The 16,807-nt window shown below is 69.8% G+C and carries 14 protein-coding genes and 3 tRNA genes; 11 read left to right on the forward strand and 6 right to left on the reverse strand.

The genetic code is table 11. The annotated features are described in order from the left end of the window. Positions 1–232 precede the first annotated feature (232 nt). The 8 genes from pstC to J2Y70_RS11570 all read left to right on the forward strand — a co-directional run bounded on the left by pstC (position 233) and on the right by J2Y70_RS11570 (position 6,675). Positions 233–1,207, forward strand: coding sequence for a phosphate ABC transporter permease subunit PstC (gene pstC, locus J2Y70_RS11535; RefSeq protein ID WP_263395009.1), 975 nt, complete (start codon positions 233–235; stop codon positions 1,205–1,207). Beyond that, positions 1,204–2,073 (forward strand): phosphate ABC transporter permease PstA, encoded by an 870-nt coding sequence (pstA, locus tag J2Y70_RS11540; RefSeq protein WP_263398486.1) that lies wholly within the window; start codon positions 1,204–1,206, stop codon positions 2,071–2,073. The genes pstC and pstA overlap by 4 nt, the downstream gene beginning before the upstream one ends. Positions 2,074–2,092: 19 nt before the next feature. After that, positions 2,093–2,920: a phosphate ABC transporter ATP-binding protein PstB gene (pstB, locus tag J2Y70_RS11545; RefSeq protein ID WP_263395010.1), complete on the forward strand. Its 828-nt coding sequence runs from the start codon at positions 2,093–2,095 to the stop codon at positions 2,918–2,920. A 145-nt stretch (positions 2,921–3,065) separates the two neighbouring features. Next, positions 3,066–3,776, forward strand: a complete 711-nt coding sequence (gene phoU / locus J2Y70_RS11550; RefSeq protein WP_263395011.1) for a phosphate signaling complex protein PhoU — start codon at positions 3,066–3,068, stop codon at positions 3,774–3,776. A 157-nt stretch (positions 3,777–3,933) separates the two neighbouring features. Next, positions 3,934–4,341 carry an RcnB family protein gene (locus J2Y70_RS11555; RefSeq protein ID WP_309917413.1) on the forward strand — a complete coding sequence of 136 codons (408 nt, stop codon included), beginning with the start codon at positions 3,934–3,936 and terminating at the stop codon, positions 4,339–4,341. 352 nt (positions 4,342–4,693) lie between these two features. Then, entirely contained in the window at positions 4,694–5,338 is a 645-nt protein-coding gene (rnt, locus tag J2Y70_RS11560) for a ribonuclease T (RefSeq protein WP_263395013.1), read from the forward strand. A gap of 307 nt (positions 5,339–5,645) precedes the next feature. Further along, positions 5,646–6,107 (forward strand): gas vesicle accessory protein GvpU, encoded by a 462-nt coding sequence (gene gvpU, locus J2Y70_RS11565; RefSeq protein ID WP_309917416.1) that lies wholly within the window; start codon positions 5,646–5,648, stop codon positions 6,105–6,107. A gap of 25 nt (positions 6,108–6,132) precedes the next feature. After that, positions 6,133–6,675: an N-acetyltransferase gene (locus tag J2Y70_RS11570; RefSeq protein WP_309917420.1), complete on the forward strand. Its 543-nt coding sequence runs from the start codon at positions 6,133–6,135 to the stop codon at positions 6,673–6,675. A gap of 224 nt (positions 6,676–6,899) precedes the next feature. Here the strand turns inward: J2Y70_RS11570 and J2Y70_RS11575 are convergent, their stop codons facing one another. From J2Y70_RS11575 to J2Y70_RS11595, 5 genes are all read right to left on the reverse strand, one after another. Then, the gene (locus J2Y70_RS11575) at positions 6,900–9,827 is read right to left on the reverse strand and encodes a diguanylate cyclase (protein ID WP_309917732.1); all 2,928 of its coding nucleotides are present in this window, start codon (positions 9,825–9,827) and stop codon (positions 6,900–6,902) included. 532 nt (positions 9,828–10,359) lie between these two features. After that, entirely contained in the window at positions 10,360–11,106 is a 747-nt protein-coding gene (gene rlmB / locus J2Y70_RS11580) for a 23S rRNA (guanosine(2251)-2'-O)-methyltransferase RlmB (protein WP_263395016.1), read from the reverse strand. A gap of 199 nt (positions 11,107–11,305) precedes the next feature. Continuing rightward, positions 11,306–11,776, reverse strand: coding sequence for a GFA family protein (locus J2Y70_RS11585; protein WP_263395017.1), 471 nt, complete (start codon positions 11,774–11,776; stop codon positions 11,306–11,308). A gap of 108 nt (positions 11,777–11,884) precedes the next feature. Further along, positions 11,885–14,368 carry a ribonuclease R gene (rnr, locus tag J2Y70_RS11590; protein ID WP_309917423.1) on the reverse strand — a complete coding sequence of 828 codons (2,484 nt, stop codon included), beginning with the start codon at positions 14,366–14,368 and terminating at the stop codon, positions 11,885–11,887. A 129-nt stretch (positions 14,369–14,497) separates the two neighbouring features. Then, positions 14,498–14,584: transfer RNA gene (locus J2Y70_RS11595), tRNA-Leu, on the reverse strand. Positions 14,585–15,167: 583 nt separating this feature from the next. On the opposite strand from J2Y70_RS11595, the gene J2Y70_RS11600 reads away from it, so the two are divergent. Next, positions 15,168–15,254 (forward strand) — tRNA-Leu (locus tag J2Y70_RS11600). A 389-nt stretch (positions 15,255–15,643) separates the two neighbouring features. After that, positions 15,644–15,730, forward strand: a tRNA-Leu gene (locus J2Y70_RS11605). Between the two features lie 229 nt (positions 15,731–15,959). On the opposite strand, the gene J2Y70_RS11610 is transcribed toward J2Y70_RS11605, so the two are convergent. Next, entirely contained in the window at positions 15,960–16,157 is a 198-nt protein-coding gene (locus J2Y70_RS11610; RefSeq protein WP_263395019.1) for a hypothetical protein, read from the reverse strand. A 275-nt stretch (positions 16,158–16,432) separates the two neighbouring features. Here J2Y70_RS11610 and J2Y70_RS11615 point away from each other — a divergent pair, with 275 nt between their 5' ends. After that, positions 16,433–16,780: a helix-turn-helix domain-containing protein gene (locus tag J2Y70_RS11615; RefSeq protein WP_263395020.1), complete on the forward strand. Its 348-nt coding sequence runs from the start codon at positions 16,433–16,435 to the stop codon at positions 16,778–16,780. Positions 16,781–16,807: the final 27 nt, after the last annotated feature.

Raw genomic sequence — 16,807 nt, forward strand, 5'->3', positions numbered from 1 at the left:
GCGCTGCCGCCCTCGCCGGCGGCAGCGTGTACGCGGCGGCAGCACGCGCCGCGCACGTGACACGCGACCGGCGCTGCAGCAGGCAGCGCCGGTCGCCGCATCGGTACGACGTATTCCGGACTTTCGGGTTCCCGCTTGCGCGGGAGCGACGCAGCCACCCACCGCGAGCGGCCACCCCCGCCGCGGCCACGATCGGAGCGCGCAGCTGCGCGCTCCGGCAAACACCGAGCCCATGAACGCCACTGTCATTCCCGAAGCGATAACGGCGCCCCGCGGACGCGATCTGCGCGACGCCCGTGCCGACCGTCTGTTCCGCTGGATACTTACCGCCACCGTCGTGTTCGTCCTCGTCGCGCTGGCCAGCGCGGCGCTGTCGATGCTGTGGGGTGGCCGCCATGCCCTGCAGATGCAGGGCCTGAGCTTCTTCTACTCCAGCGAATGGAATCCGGTCGAGAACAAGTACGGCGCGCTGGCGCCGATCTACGGCACCCTGGTCACCGCCATGATCGCGATGCTGATCGCGGTGCCGGTGAGCTACGGCATCGCCTTCTTCCTCACCGAAGTGTCGCCGCGCTGGCTGCGCGGCCCGGTCGGCACCGCCATCGAACTGCTGGCCGGCATCCCGTCGATCATCTACGGCATGTGGGGCCTGTTCGTGCTGGTGCCGGTGATGACCGAGTACGGCACGCCGTGGCTCAACGACCACGTCGGCACGCTGCCGATCATCGGTCCGATGTTCCAGGGCCCGCCGCTGGGCATCGGCCTGCTCACCGCCGGCTTTGTGCTGGCGATCATGGTGATCCCGTTCATCTCCTCGGTGATGCGCGAAGTGTTCCTGACCGTGCCGACGCGGCTGAAGGAGTCGGCCTACGCGCTGGGCTCCACGCGCTGGGAAGTGAGCTGGGACATCGTGCTGCCCTATACCCGCTCGGCGGTGATCGGCGGCATCTTCCTGGGCCTGGGCCGCGCGCTCGGCGAGACCATGGCGGTGGCGTTCGTGGTCGGCAACACGGTGCGGCTGTCGCCGTCGCTGCTGGAGCCGGGCACCACCATCGCCGCGCTGATCGCCAACGACTTCGGCGAGGCCACCGAGACCTACCGCTCGGCGCTGCTGCTGCTGGGCTTCGTATTGTTCATCGTCACCTTCATCGTGCTGGCGATCGCCCGCCTGATGCTGCAGCAACTGTCGCGCCGGGAGGGCAACTGATGGCCGCCGACATCGCCGATCGCCTGTACAACCGCCGCCGCGTGGTCAACGTCTTCGCGCTGCTGCTGTCCTGCCTCACCGCGCTGTTCGGGCTGGCGTTCCTGGGCTGGATCCTGTGGACTCTGGTGTCCAAGGGCATCGCTGGCATCGACGTCGACCTGTTCACCCGCATGACCCCGCCGCCGGGCGAAGACGGCGGCCTGGCCAACGCGTTCTTCGGCAGCGCGGTGATGTGCGGCCTGGCGCTGCTGATCGGCACTCCGCTGGGCGTGGCCGCCGGCACCTGGCTGGCCGAATACGGCAACGCGCGCAAGACCGGCCAGGTGGTGCGCTTCGTCAACGACATCCTGTTGTCGGCGCCGTCGATCGTGCTCGGCCTGTTCGTGTACACGCTGTACGTGATGCAGACCGGCGGACGCTTCTCGGCGATGGCCGGCGCGCTGTCGCTGGCCTTCATCGTGCTGCCGGTGGTGGTGCGCACCACCGACGAGATGCTGCGCCTGGTGCCCTCGCAGATGCGCGAAGCGGCGCTGTCGCTGGGCATCCCGCAGTGGAAGGTGACGATCCAGGTGCTGTACCGCAGCGCCTCGGCCGGCATCGTCACCGGCGTGCTGCTGGCGCTGGCGCGGATCAGCGGCGAGACCGCGCCGCTGCTGTTCACCGCGTTCGGCAACCAGTACTGGAACAACAACGTCATGCAGCCGATGGCGAGCGTGCCGGTGGTGATGAACTCCTTCGCCGGCAGCCCCTACCCGACCTGGCAGCAGCTGGCTTGGTCCGGCGCCCTGGTACTCACCGTGTTCGTGCTGCTGGTCAGCCTCGGCGCGCGCGGCCTGCTGAGCCGCTACAAGACATCCAACGATTGATTCCCCTATGGAACCGGCCATGAACGATCAGCACAACGCCGCACCGATGCACCGCATCGCCATGCCCACCGGGCACACCGCGCTGGCGCCATCGCCGGTCAAGGTGGCCGCGCGCGGCCTGGACTTCTACTACGACAAGTACCACGCGCTGAAGGGCATCAACATCGAGGTGCCGGAAAAGCGCGTCACCGCGCTGATCGGCCCCTCCGGCTGCGGCAAGTCCACGCTGCTGCGCATCTTCAACCGCATCTACGCGCTGTATCCGAAGCTGGAAGCGCGCGGCGAGGTGCTGCTGGACGGCGAGAACATCCTGTCGCCGAAGTACCCGATGAACCGCCTGCGCAGCAAGGTCGGCATGGTGTTCCAGAAGCCGGTGCCGTTCCCGATGACCATCTTCGAGAACGTCGCCTACGGCATCCGCCACCACGAGAAGCTGTCCAAGGCGGACATGACCGATCGCGTCGAGCAGGCGCTGCGCCAGGGCGCGCTGTGGGACGAGGTCAAGGACAAGCTCGGGCAGAGCGCGCTGGGCCTGTCAGGCGGCCAGCAGCAGCGCCTGTGCATCGCCCGCGCAGTGGCGCTGCGCCCGGACGTGCTGCTGCTCGACGAGCCGACCTCGGCGCTGGACCCGATTTCCACCAGCCGCATCGAGCAGCTGGTCGAAGAGCTGAAGAACGACTACACCATCGTCATCGTCACCCACAATATGCAGCAGGCCGCGCGCGTGTCCGACTACACCGCCTTCATGTACCTGGGCGACCTGATCGAGCACGACCGCACCGAGATCATCTTCTCGCAGCCCAGCAAGCAGCAGACCGAAGACTACATCACCGGCCGCTTCGGGTAAGCGGCAGCGCCCGGGCGTAGCCCGAACGGCATCGGCTGCGACCGCCGACGCCCGGCCATGGAGGGCCGGGCCGGCCGCTCCGACGCCAGCCCCGCAACGCCAGGAATGGCCGCGGCGACACTAACGACTTCAACGGACCTACGACATGAATACCCAGCCGAACGAGCACATCGTGAAGAGCTACGACGAAGAGCAGCACCGCATCGCGGCCGAGATCGTACGCATGGGCGAGACCGCGGTGGCGCAGCTGGAAGCGGCGCTGGACGTGGTCGAACGGCGCGACGACAACGCCGCGCTGCGCATCGTCGTCAACGACGAGGCGATCGACGCGCTCGAGCAATCGATCAGCCACGACGTGATGCGCCTGGCGCTGCGCGGGCCGATGGCGCGCGACCTGCGCGAGATCCTCGCCGGCCTGCGCATCCCGGCCGACATCGAGCGCATCGGCGACTACGCGGCGAACGTGGCCAAGCGCTCGATCGCGCTGAACACCTCACCGCCGATGCCGCAGACGCTGGGCCTGCGCCAGCTCGGCACGCTGGCCGCGCAACAGGTGCGCGAAGCGTTGGCCGCCTACCGCAGCGGCGACGCCGACGCGGCGCTGCGGGTGCGCCAGGGCGATGCGCTGCTGGATGCGCAGTACACCGCGCTGTTCCGCGAACTGCTGACCTACATGATGGAAGATCCGCGCAACATCACCCCGTGCACGCATCTGCTGTTCATGGCCAAGAACCTGGAACGGATCGGCGACCACGCCACCAACATCGCCGAGAACGTATGGTTCCTGGTGCACGGCGACCAGCCGCTGCCGCCGCGCGACAAGCGCGACGAGACCAGCACCACCACCGGCATCTGAGCGCGATTCCCCGGCCTGGCCAGGCAGCCGGTAGGTGGCGACACCTATCGGCACCTGCAACCTGCTGAATTTCCTGACAATCCATCGCGTTCATCTATGGGCGCGTACGGTGCGGATACGCGTGGAGCCGTTCTCCACCGACCACCCAGGAGACATCATGAAGCGCATCATCGGTTCGGTCCTCGCACTGTCGCTGCTGGCCTCCGGCGGCGCCTTCGCCGCCGGCCAGGACGGCCGCGTTCGCGACCACGATCGGCCCCAGGACCGCAACGACCACCGCGACGACCGCGGCCCGCAGCAGGCGCGCCACGACGACGATCGCCACGATCACCGCGACAACCGCCATGACGATCGCCACGACAATGGCCGTCACGAAGGCTGGCGCAACCACAAGCGCGGCGAACGGCTGGCGCTCGGCCATCGCGGCGATCGCGTGTCGGACTACCGCAAGCACGGGCTGAGGGCGCCGCCGCGCGGCCACGAGTGGCGCCGGGTCGACAACCAGTACGTGCTGATCGCAGTGGCCACCGGCATCATCACCAGCGTCATCGCCAACAGCCGCTGACCCAGGCAACGACCGCAATCAAGGCCCCGCTTCGGCGGGGCCTTTTTGTTGCGCACCACGCAGCGCCGAAACAGCGTGCCGCCCGCCTTGTGGGAACGACTTCAGTCGCGACGGGCATTACCGGCAATGCCCGCCGCAACCGATCACCCGACGCTCATCCGGACACGCCCCACATACGTCGCAGCCTGCGAATGCTCGGCTCCAATGCCGCTCCACTCCAGCGATCCTCAGGAATCCGCGCTGCTACGCACGGCGCCTGCACCGCCGGCTTACGCCTGCCCCGATGTACCCAAGCCATGCGCGCGCGACCGCCAGCGGCGGGCGTTTAGCCGCGCTCTGCTACCCTGGACGCATGAACGATCACGTCGACAGCCCGTCCCAGCCCCTCGCCATCACCCCCATGTCGCGGCGTTTCCGCGGCTATCTGCCGGTGGTGGTGGACGTGGAGACCGGCGGCTTCGACTGGAACCGGCACGCGCTGCTGGAGATCGCCGCGGTGCCGATCGAGATGGACGATTTCGGCCAGCTGTATCCCGGCGTCACCGCCAGCGCGCACGTGGTGCCGGCGCCCGGCACCGCCATCGACCCGAAGTCGCTGGAAATCACCGGCATCATCCTCGACCACCCGTTCCGCTTCGCCAAGCCCGAGCGCGAGGCGCTGGACCACGTGTTCGCGCCGGTGCGCGCAGCGGTGAAGAAATACGGTTGCCAGCGCGCGATCCTGGTCGGCCACAACGCGCACTTCGACCTGAACTTCCTCAACGCCACGGTCGCGCGCTGCGGCCACAAGCGCAACCCGTTCCACCCTTTCAGCGTGTTCGACACGGTGACCCTGGCCGGCATCGCCTACGGCCAGACCGTGCTGGCGCGCGCGGTGCAGGCGGCCGGCTTCGACTGGAACGCCGCCGACGCGCACAGCGCGGTCTACGACACCGAGCAGACCGCGCGGCTGTTCTGCAAGATCGCCAACGCCTGGCCGGCACCGCAGATCGGCTGAGCGCGGCGCACACGGCCCGCGCGCCGGCCGTTCCGCACGTTGCGGCTGGCGCAGCCTGGCGACGCGGAGACGCTGCACCAGGCGTCAACGTCGCGGTCGACAGGCCCTGCATCTTCAAGAAGAACCACAAGACCGCGCCGCGCCACGGCCGCAATGCCGACTGTGGCACACTCGGGCAGCAGTGCTGGGGAAGCAGGTTTGCACCGTCGAACCCGTCGGCCGGTCACTGCCTGACATGCCATGCAAGCCACGCCGTTTCGCGGTGCGGCTCAGCGCACGCCCTAGCCGCTCCACCGAGGAGAACCGCATGACCGCTCAAGACGAAAATCAATCCACTCCGGAACAGATCAAGCTGTCGTTCGACGGCCAGAGCGTCGACTGGTATCTGCAGAAGCTCGTCACCGTGGTCAACACGTCCACCGTGCAGTTCGGCGTCACCCTGTTCGTCGAGGGGGCCATCGTCTCGGGCGTGCTGGTCAGCGGCAAGAAATACTTCGAGACCTTCGCGCAGGAATTCTCCGCCGCCTATCCCGGCGACGCCGAAGGCAAGGAGAGCATTCGCCAGGCCTTCGCCAGCCACGCCTCCATCTACGACTCGGAGAACGGCGAGCAGACCACGTCGCCGCCGCAGTTCATCCACTTGATCGATTCGCGCCACTTTTCGCCTGGCGGCCAACCGTTGCCGAACAACCGCGGCGTGCTGTGGCGCGGCAAGATCAACGCGGTGTCCGGCTTCAGCCTGGGATCGCTGACGGCCGACCAGGCCTGACCAGGCGCCAGCAGGCCGACCCGCCTTGCCGACCGGCCGCGAACGAGCGCAGGTGAGCTCCCTGCCCGCGACCATGCTGATCCGGCAGGCCGGGCTGGCCGATCTGGAGGCGATGTGGATGCTCTTCCAGGCCGTCATCGCGCCTGGCGACGCACTGCCGTTTGCCGACGGCCTGGACCGTGACACCTTTCGCGCGCACTGGTTCGGGGGCCACATCGCATCTGTGGCCATGGCCGGCGCGCGCTTGCTCGGCATGTACAAACTGGGCGCCAACTACCCGGATCTGAGCTCGCACGTCGCCACCGCGACCTACCTGGTGGACCCGGCCGCGCAAGGCCAGGGCGTGGGCCGCGCGCTGGTCGAGCACAGCCTCGCCCAGGCGCAGCGCGAGGGGTTCATGGCGATGCAGTTCAACTATGTCGTAAGCACCAATGTCGCGGCCATGGCGCTGTACCGGAAGCTCGGCTTCGCCATCGTCGGCACGCTGCCCAAGGCCTTCCGGCATCGGCAGCTGGGCCTGGTGGACGCCCACGTCATGTTCAAGTTCTTGCAGACCACCTCTCCCTGACCACGCGGGCAAGTTGCACCGGCTCGGCGGTGCGAGCAAACGCGGCGTCCAGCGCCGCTGCACAAGCAACCGAGGCTGGGCGGCCGGTTTGCGACCGGCGGGCCATCGGCGACAGCGGCTGCAGTTTCCCGACTGTGCCGCGATCGCGTGCCCGATCCCGCCACGACGGACGAATGCGCGGCGGGCGCCGTTGCCTGCGCCTGGAGCTGCCGCCGCACTCGCACTCACCCCACACAGACCCGGTCCCGCCCCCCGCTCTTGGCCCGGTACAGCGCCGCGTCGGCACGCTGCAGCAGCTGGCTCGGCGTCTCCTCCCCGCTCAGCGCCACCAGCCCGGCGCTAAAGGTCACCCGCAGCGCTGGCGCGTCGGCCCACTGCGGGCGCGCATGGAACAGCTCGCGCAGGCGTGCGGCCACGCGTTCGGCATCGGCCAGCGACGTATCGCTGAGCAGCACTGCGAATTCCTCGCCGCCCAGCCGCGCTGGCAGGTCGGAGCCGCGGCAGGCTTCGCCGAGCAGGCGTCCGACCTCGCGCAGCACCGCATCGCCGGTGGCATGCGAGTAGCCGTCGTTGATCTGCTTGAAGCGGTCGATATCGATCACCAGCAGGCACAGCGGACTGCCGCTGCGGTGCACGCGCATGACCTCGCGCACCAGCACTTCGTCGAAATGCCGGCGGTTCGGCAGCCCGGTCATCGCATCCTCGTGGGCCTGGCGCTCGAACGCGTCGGCCTGGTCCTGCAGTTCGGCCAGCAACCGGTTCTTGTCGGCGTCGGCCTGCAATAGCCGTTCGGTCTGCAGGCGCAGGGCGCCGGTGCGCTGCTCGACCAGCCGTTCCAGGCGCAGGTTGCGGCGCTTGTAGCGGCCGATCAGGTAGCGGTACAGCGCCACCATGCCCAGCAGCAGCGCCAGCGCGGCGCCGGCCTGCACGCTGCGCCGCTGCCACCACAAAGGCGCCACGCTGAACCGCCACACCGCTTCGCGCGTGCTCCACGCGCCATCCGGGTGCGCCGCGGCCACGTGCAGGGTGTAGTCGCCCGGCGGCAGGCCGATGAACTCGACGCTGCGCTGCTGGCCGCGCTCCACCCAGCCCGCGTCCAGGCCCTCGAGCCGGGTGCGGTAGCGGATGCGCTCGGGCAGCAGGTAGCTGAGCCCGACGTAGGACACCGCGATGCGCGTGGCGCCGGGCAGGCGCGACCGGCCGCGCCAGGCGAACGGCCGCCCGTCCAGCAACACGTTCTCGATCGCCGCCGGCGGCGGCAGGCGTTCGCGGAAACGCTGCAGACGGCGCGGATCGACCGTGCTGACGCCGCCGGCGGTGACCAGCCACACGCTGCCGTCGCCGCGCACGATCATCGACGGGCCGGAGCTGCCGTTGCCCTGCGCGTTGGCCATGCCGTCGATCTCGTTGTAGCGGGTCACCTGCCACCTGCCGACGCGGCCGTCGGCGGCCGCGTCGAGCGCAGCGGCGCTGGTCCGCAGCACGCCACGGTTGCTGCTGATCCAGACGTCGCCGAGGCGGTCGCGGACCAGTTGGAACACCGCGTCCACCGGCATGCCCTGCTCCAGCCCGACCCGCGCCAGGCGGCCGTCGCGGTAGCGGTGCAGGCCGCGATCGGTGGAGATCCACACGTCGCCGCCCAGCGCCTGGAAACCGAACACGCTGCGCGCGCCGCCCAGCGGCTCCAGCGGCAGCCGCTGCACGCGGCCGTCGCGCAGCACCGAGGCGCCTTCGACCGAGCCGATCCACAGCGCGCCGTCGATGCTGGCCAGCGCGGTGATCAGGCCCTGCGGCAGGCCCGGCACGGCGGCGGCCCGCGCCTGCTCGCCGTCGATGCGCACCAGCCCGCGCTGGGTGCCGATCCACACCGTGCCGGCGCGGTCCACGCTGATCGTGCGCACGTGCCCGCTGGGCAGGCCCTCGCCCTGGCCGTAGTGGCGGCGCACGCGGCCGTCGCGCATCCGGTACACGCCGTCGGCGTAGGTGCCGACCCACAGGTCGCCGTCCGCGCCGCGCGCCAGGCTCAGCACCGACGGCGCGCTGCCGTTGGCGTTGCGCAAGCCCGCCGGCGCCACCGTGCCGTCCGCCGCCATCCGGTCGAGGCCGGCGGCACTGCCGATCCACAGCGCGCCGTCGGGCGCCTCCAGCAAGGCGCGCACGTAGTCGCCGCTGAGTCCGTCGCGGCGCGTGTAGCTGGTGAACAAGGTTTCGCGCAACCGGAACAGGCCGCCGTTGGCGCCGATCCAGATGCTGCCCTCGGCGTCCTCGAGCAGGCTGACCACGCGGCCGTTGGGCAGCACCTCGCCCGGCGCCATGTGCTCGACGCCATGGCGGCCGATGCGCAGCAGGCCCCGGTTCTCGGTGCCCAGCCACAGCGCGCCGTTGCGATCGCGCAGCATCGCGGTGAAATGGCCGTAGCCCGGCAGCCGATGCATCAGCACCGCGCGCTCGCCCTGCAGCCGGTACACGTTCTCGCCGGCGACCAGCCACAGCGTGCCGTCGGCGTCGCGATACGGCCAGGCCAGGCCCGGCGGCAGCCCGAACGCCGCCGGCGCGCGCCGCAGCACGCCCTGCGCGTCGCGGTACAGCAGGCCGTCGAGGCTGCCGATCCAGACCCGGTCGCGGTCGTCGACGGCGATATGCGGGAAGCTCGCCGCCAACGGCAGGCCCGGCGGCGCCGGCTGGTAGTCGAAGCGGCCGTCCGGCCACAGGCAGCCCAGGCCGTTGCCTTCGAACAGCAGCCACAGGCGGCCGTGGCGGTCCTGGGTCATGGCGTGGATCAAGGCGCGCGGCCAGCCCGGCGGCTGCACCCAGAAGCGCCAGTTGCCGGCGCGGTCGTAGCGGCCCAGGTTGCCGCGCGAGTCGCTGAGCCACAGCGCGCCGTCGCGGCCCACGTACAGCGAACCGACGCCGTTGTCGGGCAGTCCCGGGCGGGTGCTGCGGTCGATCACCGCGAAATCCAGGCCGTTGTAGCGCACCAGCCCTTCCCAGGTCGCGAACCACAGGCGCCCGTCCGCGGTCTGCGCCAGGTCGCGCAGCGAGTTGTGCGGCAGGCCGTTGCGCGAGGTCCACGCATCCACGGCGTAGTCGCGCAGCGGCGGCGGCCCGGCATCGGGCGTGTCGTTCGCCGCGGCGGCCCCTGCCCCGAACACCAAGGCAAGCAACGCCAGCAAGACCGGCAACCACGCGGGCGCGGCGCGGCGGCCAGCCGCCGCATGCAACGGCGCCACTCCCCTCACCTAGCGGATCCGACCCGAAGCGCGCCAGGACGTGCCGGCCATTCCTGGGTACGCCGCAAGGTTCCTGCGCACGCACGCGGCAAGCAAGGACGAGCATGTGGAGAAACGTTCGCCTTCGCGCGCCGGCGCAACCCCGGGCGGCCGCAGGAGCGGCGCGCGTCGATCCAGCGCGGCGATGGACGACACGCACCAGGACACAGGCACGATGGCCGGCCAGGATCGGCGAGACGGGGGCGATGCTGGCTCATTGCCGGAACGGAACACGGGGAGAGCGCATATGGTAGGCAAAAATCCGCCGCCGCGGGTGGATCCGCGTGCCGCGCCCGGCTCCGGCGCAGCGGCGCCGCGCGTTGCCCGCAGGCTGACGGAGCAGCCTTCGGGCAGGTTGCGCAGACACGGCGTGGCGCCGCGCTTTCCAGCGATCAGCCGCCTGCGCGCGCGCCGCTCACCCCATGCGCTGGCGCACCGCCTCGAACAGGGTCACGCCGGTCGCCACCGACACGTTGAGGCTTTCGATGTCGCCGGGCATCGGGATCTTGACCAGGCCGTCGCAATGCTCGCGGGTCAGCCGGCGCAGGCCGTCGGATTCGCCGCCCAGCACCAGCGCCACGTTGCCGCGCAGGTCCTGCGCGTACAGCGAGGTCTCGGCTTCGCCGACCAGGCCGTAGATCCACACGCCCTGCTTCTGCAGGTCGCGCAGGCAGCGCGCCAGGTTGGTCACCGCCACGATCGGAATGCGATCGGCGGCGCCGGCCGAGGTCTTGCGCACGGTGGCATTGACCGGCGCCGACTTGTCCTTCGGGATCACCACCGCCGTCGCACCGGCGGCGGCCGCGCTGCGCAGGCAGGCGCCGAGGTTGTGCGGATCCTGCACCCCGTCGAGCACCAGCAGCAGCGCGCGGCCTTCGGCCGCGGCGACCAGCCCTTCCAGTTCGTTCTCGCCCCAGGTGCGCGCCGCCGCATAGCGCGCAGCCACGCCCTGGTGCCGCACCGAACCGCCGACGCCGTCCAGCGCCTGGGTGTTGACCCGCCGCACCTCGATGCCCTTGCGCCGTGCGTTCTCTTCGATCTCCACCAGCCGCGGATTCTTGCTGCCCGCCTCGACCAGCACTTCGCGCACGTTGTCGGCATCGTTCTCGATCGACGAGGCCACGGCGTTGACGCCGACGATCCACTGGTTCTGCTTGCTCATGAGGCGGAGACTGCGAGGAAGGAAAGCGGGAATGGTAGGCGTTGCCGGCGCCCACGTCACATTGCCGGCGCGCGGGCCGGACCGCGCCCGCCTCCATGCGGCCCCGCGACCGGGGCCAAGCGCGCAGGAGTCCTGTCGCGAACGTGAGCCCACCAGGCGCGATCTACAGAAAAGCCGCATGGCACCGCAGCAGCCCGGCTCAGGCGGGCCAGCGCTCGGTGTCGTGGTCCGGATGCTGGTGCGACACCACCTGCGCCAGGAATGGCGCCGCGTCCAGATCGGCATCGGTGCGAATCGCCGGCAAGCGGTGCAGGCCATCGACGAACGGCAGTTTGCCCTCCAACCCGTACTGGATCCGCGGCGGCAGCGCCGCCGGATCGTCGAACGCGCCGGCGGCCACCGCGATGCCGTCCGGCGCCTCGTAGGTCAGCGGCGTGCCGCAGTCGGCGCAGAAACCGCGCCGCACCAGATTGGAGGATTGGAAATGCTTCAGCGCGCCACGCGTCCATACCAACTCCGCGCCGCGCGTGGACACCAGCGGCGCGTAGTAGGCGCCGAACGCCTTCTGGCACATCCGGCAATGGCAGATCGAGGCGTCGTCGAGCCGGCCGCGCACGTGGAAGCGCACCGCGCCGCACTGGCAACCTCCGCTGTAGTCGTCATGCTCCATGTCCGCTCTCCGCTACGAATCGCATCGCGCAGGAAGCGCCCCCTGCGCATCGCGCAAGGAGCCAGCGATCGCGGCGGCCGCTGGGCGGCCCGCCGCGATCCTGCGCCATCAGTACTTCTTTTTCTTGCGCTTGGCCGGCTGCTGCTGGCCGCGTTCCGGCGGCGGCGGCATGTCGGTCATCGGCTCGCCTTCCACGACCAGGCGGAAGTCGATCTTGCGCTCTTCCATGCTCGCCTTCAGCACCAGGATGCGGACCCGGTCGCCGAGCCGGAACTGCATGCCGCGACGCTCGCCGGACAGGGTCTTGCGCACCGCGTCGAACTGGTAATAGTCCTGCGGCAGCTGGGTCACGTGGATCAGGCCGTTGACCTTGGACTGGTCCAGCTCCACGAACAGGCCGAAGCTGGTGACGCCGCTGACCACGCCGTCGAACTGGCCGCCGACGTGCTTTTCCATCCACGCCGCGCGGTAGCGCTCGTCGACCTCGCGCTCGGCCTCGTCGGCACGGCGCTCGCGCTCGGAGCACTGCAGCGCCAGCGCCGCCATCTCGCGCGGCGAGTACAGGTACTTGTCCGGCGCGCCGTGGGTCAGCGCGTACTTGATCGCGCGGTGCACCAGCAGGTCCGGATAGCGGCGGATCGGCGAGGTGAAGTGCGCGTACGCCTCCAGCGCCAGGCCGAAGTGGCCGGCGTTGTCCGGCGAGTACACCGCCATGCTCTGGCTGCGCAGCAGCACCGACTCCAGCAAGGCCGCGTCGGGGCGCTCGCGCACCTTCTTCAGCAGCTTGGTGTAGTCGCCCGGCACCACCTTGCTCCACGGCGGCAAGCTCAGCTTGAATTCTTTCAGGAACTCGAGCAGGTCCGCGTACTTGGACTCCGGCGGCCGCTCGTGCACGCGGTACGGCGCCGGGATGCGCGCCTCCAGCAGGTGCCGCGCCGCGGCCACGTTGGCGGCGATCATGCATTCCTCGATCAGCTTGTGCGCGTCGTTGCGCACCAGCATGCCGGCCTGGGTCACTTCGCCGGTGTTGTCGAGCACGAAACGCACTTCCGAGGTCTCGAACTCGATCGCGCCGCGGCGCGAACGCGCCTTGGCCAGCACGTGGAACAGCTGGTACAGGCGCTCGATCTGCGGCAGCACCGCGGCCACGTCCTTGCGCACCTGCTCGTCTTTCTCGCCCACCGCCTGCCACACCTGGTCGTAGGTGAGCCGCGCATGCGAATTCATCACCGCCTCGTAGAAGCGCGCGCCGCCCACTTCGCCCTGGCGATCGATCTGCATGTCGCAGACGAAGCACATGCGGTCGACCTTGGGATTGAGCGAGCAGATGCCGTTGGACAGCGTCTCCGGCAGCATCGGCACCACGAAGCCGGGGAAGTACACCGAGGTCGCGCGCCGGATCGCTTCTGCGTCCAGCGGCGTGCCCGGGCGCACGTAGTGCGACACGTCGGCGATCGCCACCACCAGGCGGAAGCCGTCGGCGTTGGGTTCGCAGAACACCGCGTCGTCGAAGTCCTTGGCGTCGGCGCCGTCGATGGTCACCAGCGGCGTCTGCCGCAGGTCCACGCGGCCCTTGATCGCGGCCGGCTCCACCGTCAGCGGCACCGCCGCGGCTTCGTCGAGCACCGCCTGCGGGAATTCGTACGGCAGTTCGCGGCCGTGGATCGCGGTTTCCACCACCAGCGACGGGGTCAGCTTGTCGCCGAGCACCGCGATGATCTTGCCGATCGGCGGGCGCCGCCCGTCCGGGGTGGAGGTGAGTTCGCACACCACCAGCTGGCCGTCGCGGGCCTCGCCCATCGCATCGGTCGGGATCTGGATATTGCGCTGGATGCGCTTGTCGTCCGGCACCACGTAGGCGATGCCGCCTTCCATGCTGAAACGGCCGATCAGCCGGCTCAGGCCGCGCTCGATCACCCGCGCGATGCTGCCTTCGCGGCGGCCGCGGCGGTCGATGCCGGTGACGTTGGCCAGCGCGCGGTCGCCATGCAGCACCTTGCGCATCTCGTACGGCGGCAGGAACAGGTCGTCGCCGCCCTCGTCCGGGCGCAGGAAGCCGAAGCCGTCGGGATTGGCGATCACCACGCCGGGGATCAGGTTGGTCTGCTGCACCGGCGCGTAGCCGCCGCGGCGGTTCTGCACCAGTTGTGCCTCGCGCAGCATCGCGCCCAGGCGCTTGCTCAACGCCTCCATGCGCGAGGGCTCGGTCAGGCCGAGCTGCGTGGCCAGCTCTTCCAGGGTCTGCGGGCCATCGCAGCGGTCGAGCAGCTGCAGGATCGCCTCGCGGCTGGCGATCGGTTCGGCATAGCGCTCGGCCTCGCGCGCGGCGAACGGATCGGCGACCGCGGCAGGTTTCTTGCGTGAGGACGGTGCGTTGCGCGAGGACGGCGCGGCCACAGGCTCGGGCGGATGCAGCGGCTGCAACGGCGGCTTGGGACTACGCCGCAGGAAACTGGGGAGACTGGGCATCCACGACGGCATCCGAGATTTCTTCGCCGCAGGCGGTGCGGCCGGGGCGCCGCCCTTGCTGGCGGGCGTGTCGTGGGACGCAGACTTGCCGGGCTTGCCGGACTTGGTTTTTCGATTGGTCATTCGCCCATGGTACTCGCTGGGCCGTCAACGCAGGCAAACCCGGTCCCGGACCGGGGCCGCCCAGAAACGACGAGGCCCGCGTCAGCGGGCCGGTCGTTGCGGGAGTTCAGCGCTCCCGCGTCTTGCATGTGGTGCCCAGAAGAGGACTCGAACCTCCACGAAGTTGCCCCCGCTAGCACCTGAAGCTAGTGCGTCTACCAATTCCGCCATCTGGGCGCTGAAGGCCGCGAATTCTGCGGGCAGCGCGCGCCCTTGTCAACGCCGGCGAACGACGCGGCGCCAGGGGACGCGCGGGCAGCGAACGGCACATTCCGTGTGCGTCGCCAGGCCGCTGGATGCGTGCCGTGATCGAACGCGTGCCATGCGCTGGCGTTTCGGCCGCGTCGCGACCGGCTCGAACCAGTGCATGCCCGACCACGGCGGTGTCCTGCCACCGCCGGCCGCGGAGGCCTGCGCATCGGCGCCTCGTGGGGGATCGCCGACGACGACGCGTCCACCGCCGCCGAACACGTCGCCGCACGCCGCGATGGCGTGCCAAATTCGGCAGTTCCCGCGCCACCAAGTGCATCCGGGCAGCAGCAGCGACTGCAACCTGACGATGCCCCCTGCCCCATCGGCGGAGCGGTGCCACGCTCGGCCACTGCGGCGCGACCGCCCAAGACCTGCGCTTTCGCGCTGGACCCTCCCTCAGGAGCGTCGGTTGCACGCACCGCCGACAGCACGCGCCACCGCCGACGCGGTGTCGGCAGGCAAGGCTTGACAGCGGCGCGCGCAACCGACAAAATTCTCGGCCTGTATCGCCCAGGTGGCGGAATTGGTAGACGCACTAGCTTCAGGTGCTAGCGGGGGCAACTTCGTGGAGGTTCGAGTCCTCTCCTGGGCACCATCGATACAGCAAGCGTCGTAAAGAAAAACCCGCTTCGGCGGGATTTTTTTTGCCTGGCGTTCGCCGCTGCGGCGTGCGTCACCCGTGCATGCCCTGCTCGGGCTTTGTGGGGAGGACGCCTGTCCGGCGCTTTGCCGGCTGTGTCGCGTCGGGACCGAAGCCCTCCTACAACTACAACGACTGCGGTCCCATGTTGTCGCCGATGCGTCAGCGCTTGGCTTGCCGAGGCGGCCGGCATCCCTCCTGCCCCGATAACGCGATCGCCCCCGCATGCATGCCCGGGTCGCGCCGCAGGAGCGGTTCGGCCAGCGCGCCGCGATCGCACGCCATGCACGCACTAACTTGCTTGACAGCACCGCGCACTGCCAGCAGAATTCCGCGCCTGTATCGCCCAGGTGGCGGAATTGGTAGACGCACTAGCTTCAGGTGCTAGCGGGGGCAACTTCGTGGAGGTTCGAGTCCTCTCCTGGGCACCATCGATACAGCAAGAGCCTTAAAGAAAAACCCGCTTCGGCGGGTTTTTTGTTGCCTGCGCCGCACGTCTCACCACGTCCACTCCGATAGCCCACGCCTCCGCGTAGCCGCGGCGACCGCATGCTCGCCGGATTCCGCCGCGCGTCGCTGCGAGGGCGATCGCTGCACAACGCCACGCGACAGCAACAGCGCCGGCATGCACGCATGCCTGTTCCCGCATCCGCGGCGCGCTCAGCGCTCCAGCCGCCGGAACGCGCCGAGGTCCACGCGCACACCTTCCACCCACACCGCCACCAGGTACGCCCGATAGCCCGGATTGTGGCGCTCGGCTGCGCGCGCGGCCACGTAGGCGTTGGCGGCGTGGACCAACACGGACAGTGTCGGCTCCAGCTGCGCCACGCGCCTGAGCTTCACTTCGTAGGTGGCCATGCCGCATCCGCGCAACACGCGCTGGCACCGGCCCGGGCGGTCCGGCGCGACCGCACGGCGCTCGGTTGCGCCGTCGCCGCGACGGCAATGGAAAATGGGCGCAGCACTGCGTACTCCTGGGTCGTCCTTGTCCGGCGTGCATGTCCTCACGCGTCGGCGTGGCCCGCACCGCCAAAGTATCGAATCTCAGAACATCTAGAGTCAAGCATGGCTGTACGACAAGGTTGCGGATGCTCCATATCTTGGTAGGCCCCGTCTCAGCAAGGCCCACCGCGATGAAAAGCTTCGGCGACCGTTTGCGCGAAGCCAGGAAAGCCGCCGGGCTCACCCAGGAACAATTGGGCTTCGCGCTGGGCGTGACCAAGTCGTCGGTGTCGGCCTGGGAAAACGATCGCGAGACCCCGAGCTTCCGCCTGTTGCCGAACCTGCGCGGCGTGCTCAAGCGCTCGCTCGACGAACTGATCTGCGGCCAGGGCCAGGGCGCGCGCGTGCATGAGCTGCCGGGGGACTACGCGCTGCAGGCGCACGACGCGCACGAGCAGGCATTGCTGACCCGCTACCGCAACCTGCCGGCGCGGCGCCGCGAAGCCGTGCTGGAGCTGCTCAAGCCGGACAAGGGCTGAGTCCGCCGCCGCATCCACCAGCGGACA

Origin of the sequence: Xanthomonas sp. 1678 (assembly GCF_031455575.1) — a bacterium.
GTDB lineage: Bacteria > Pseudomonadota > Gammaproteobacteria > Xanthomonadales > Xanthomonadaceae > Xanthomonas_A.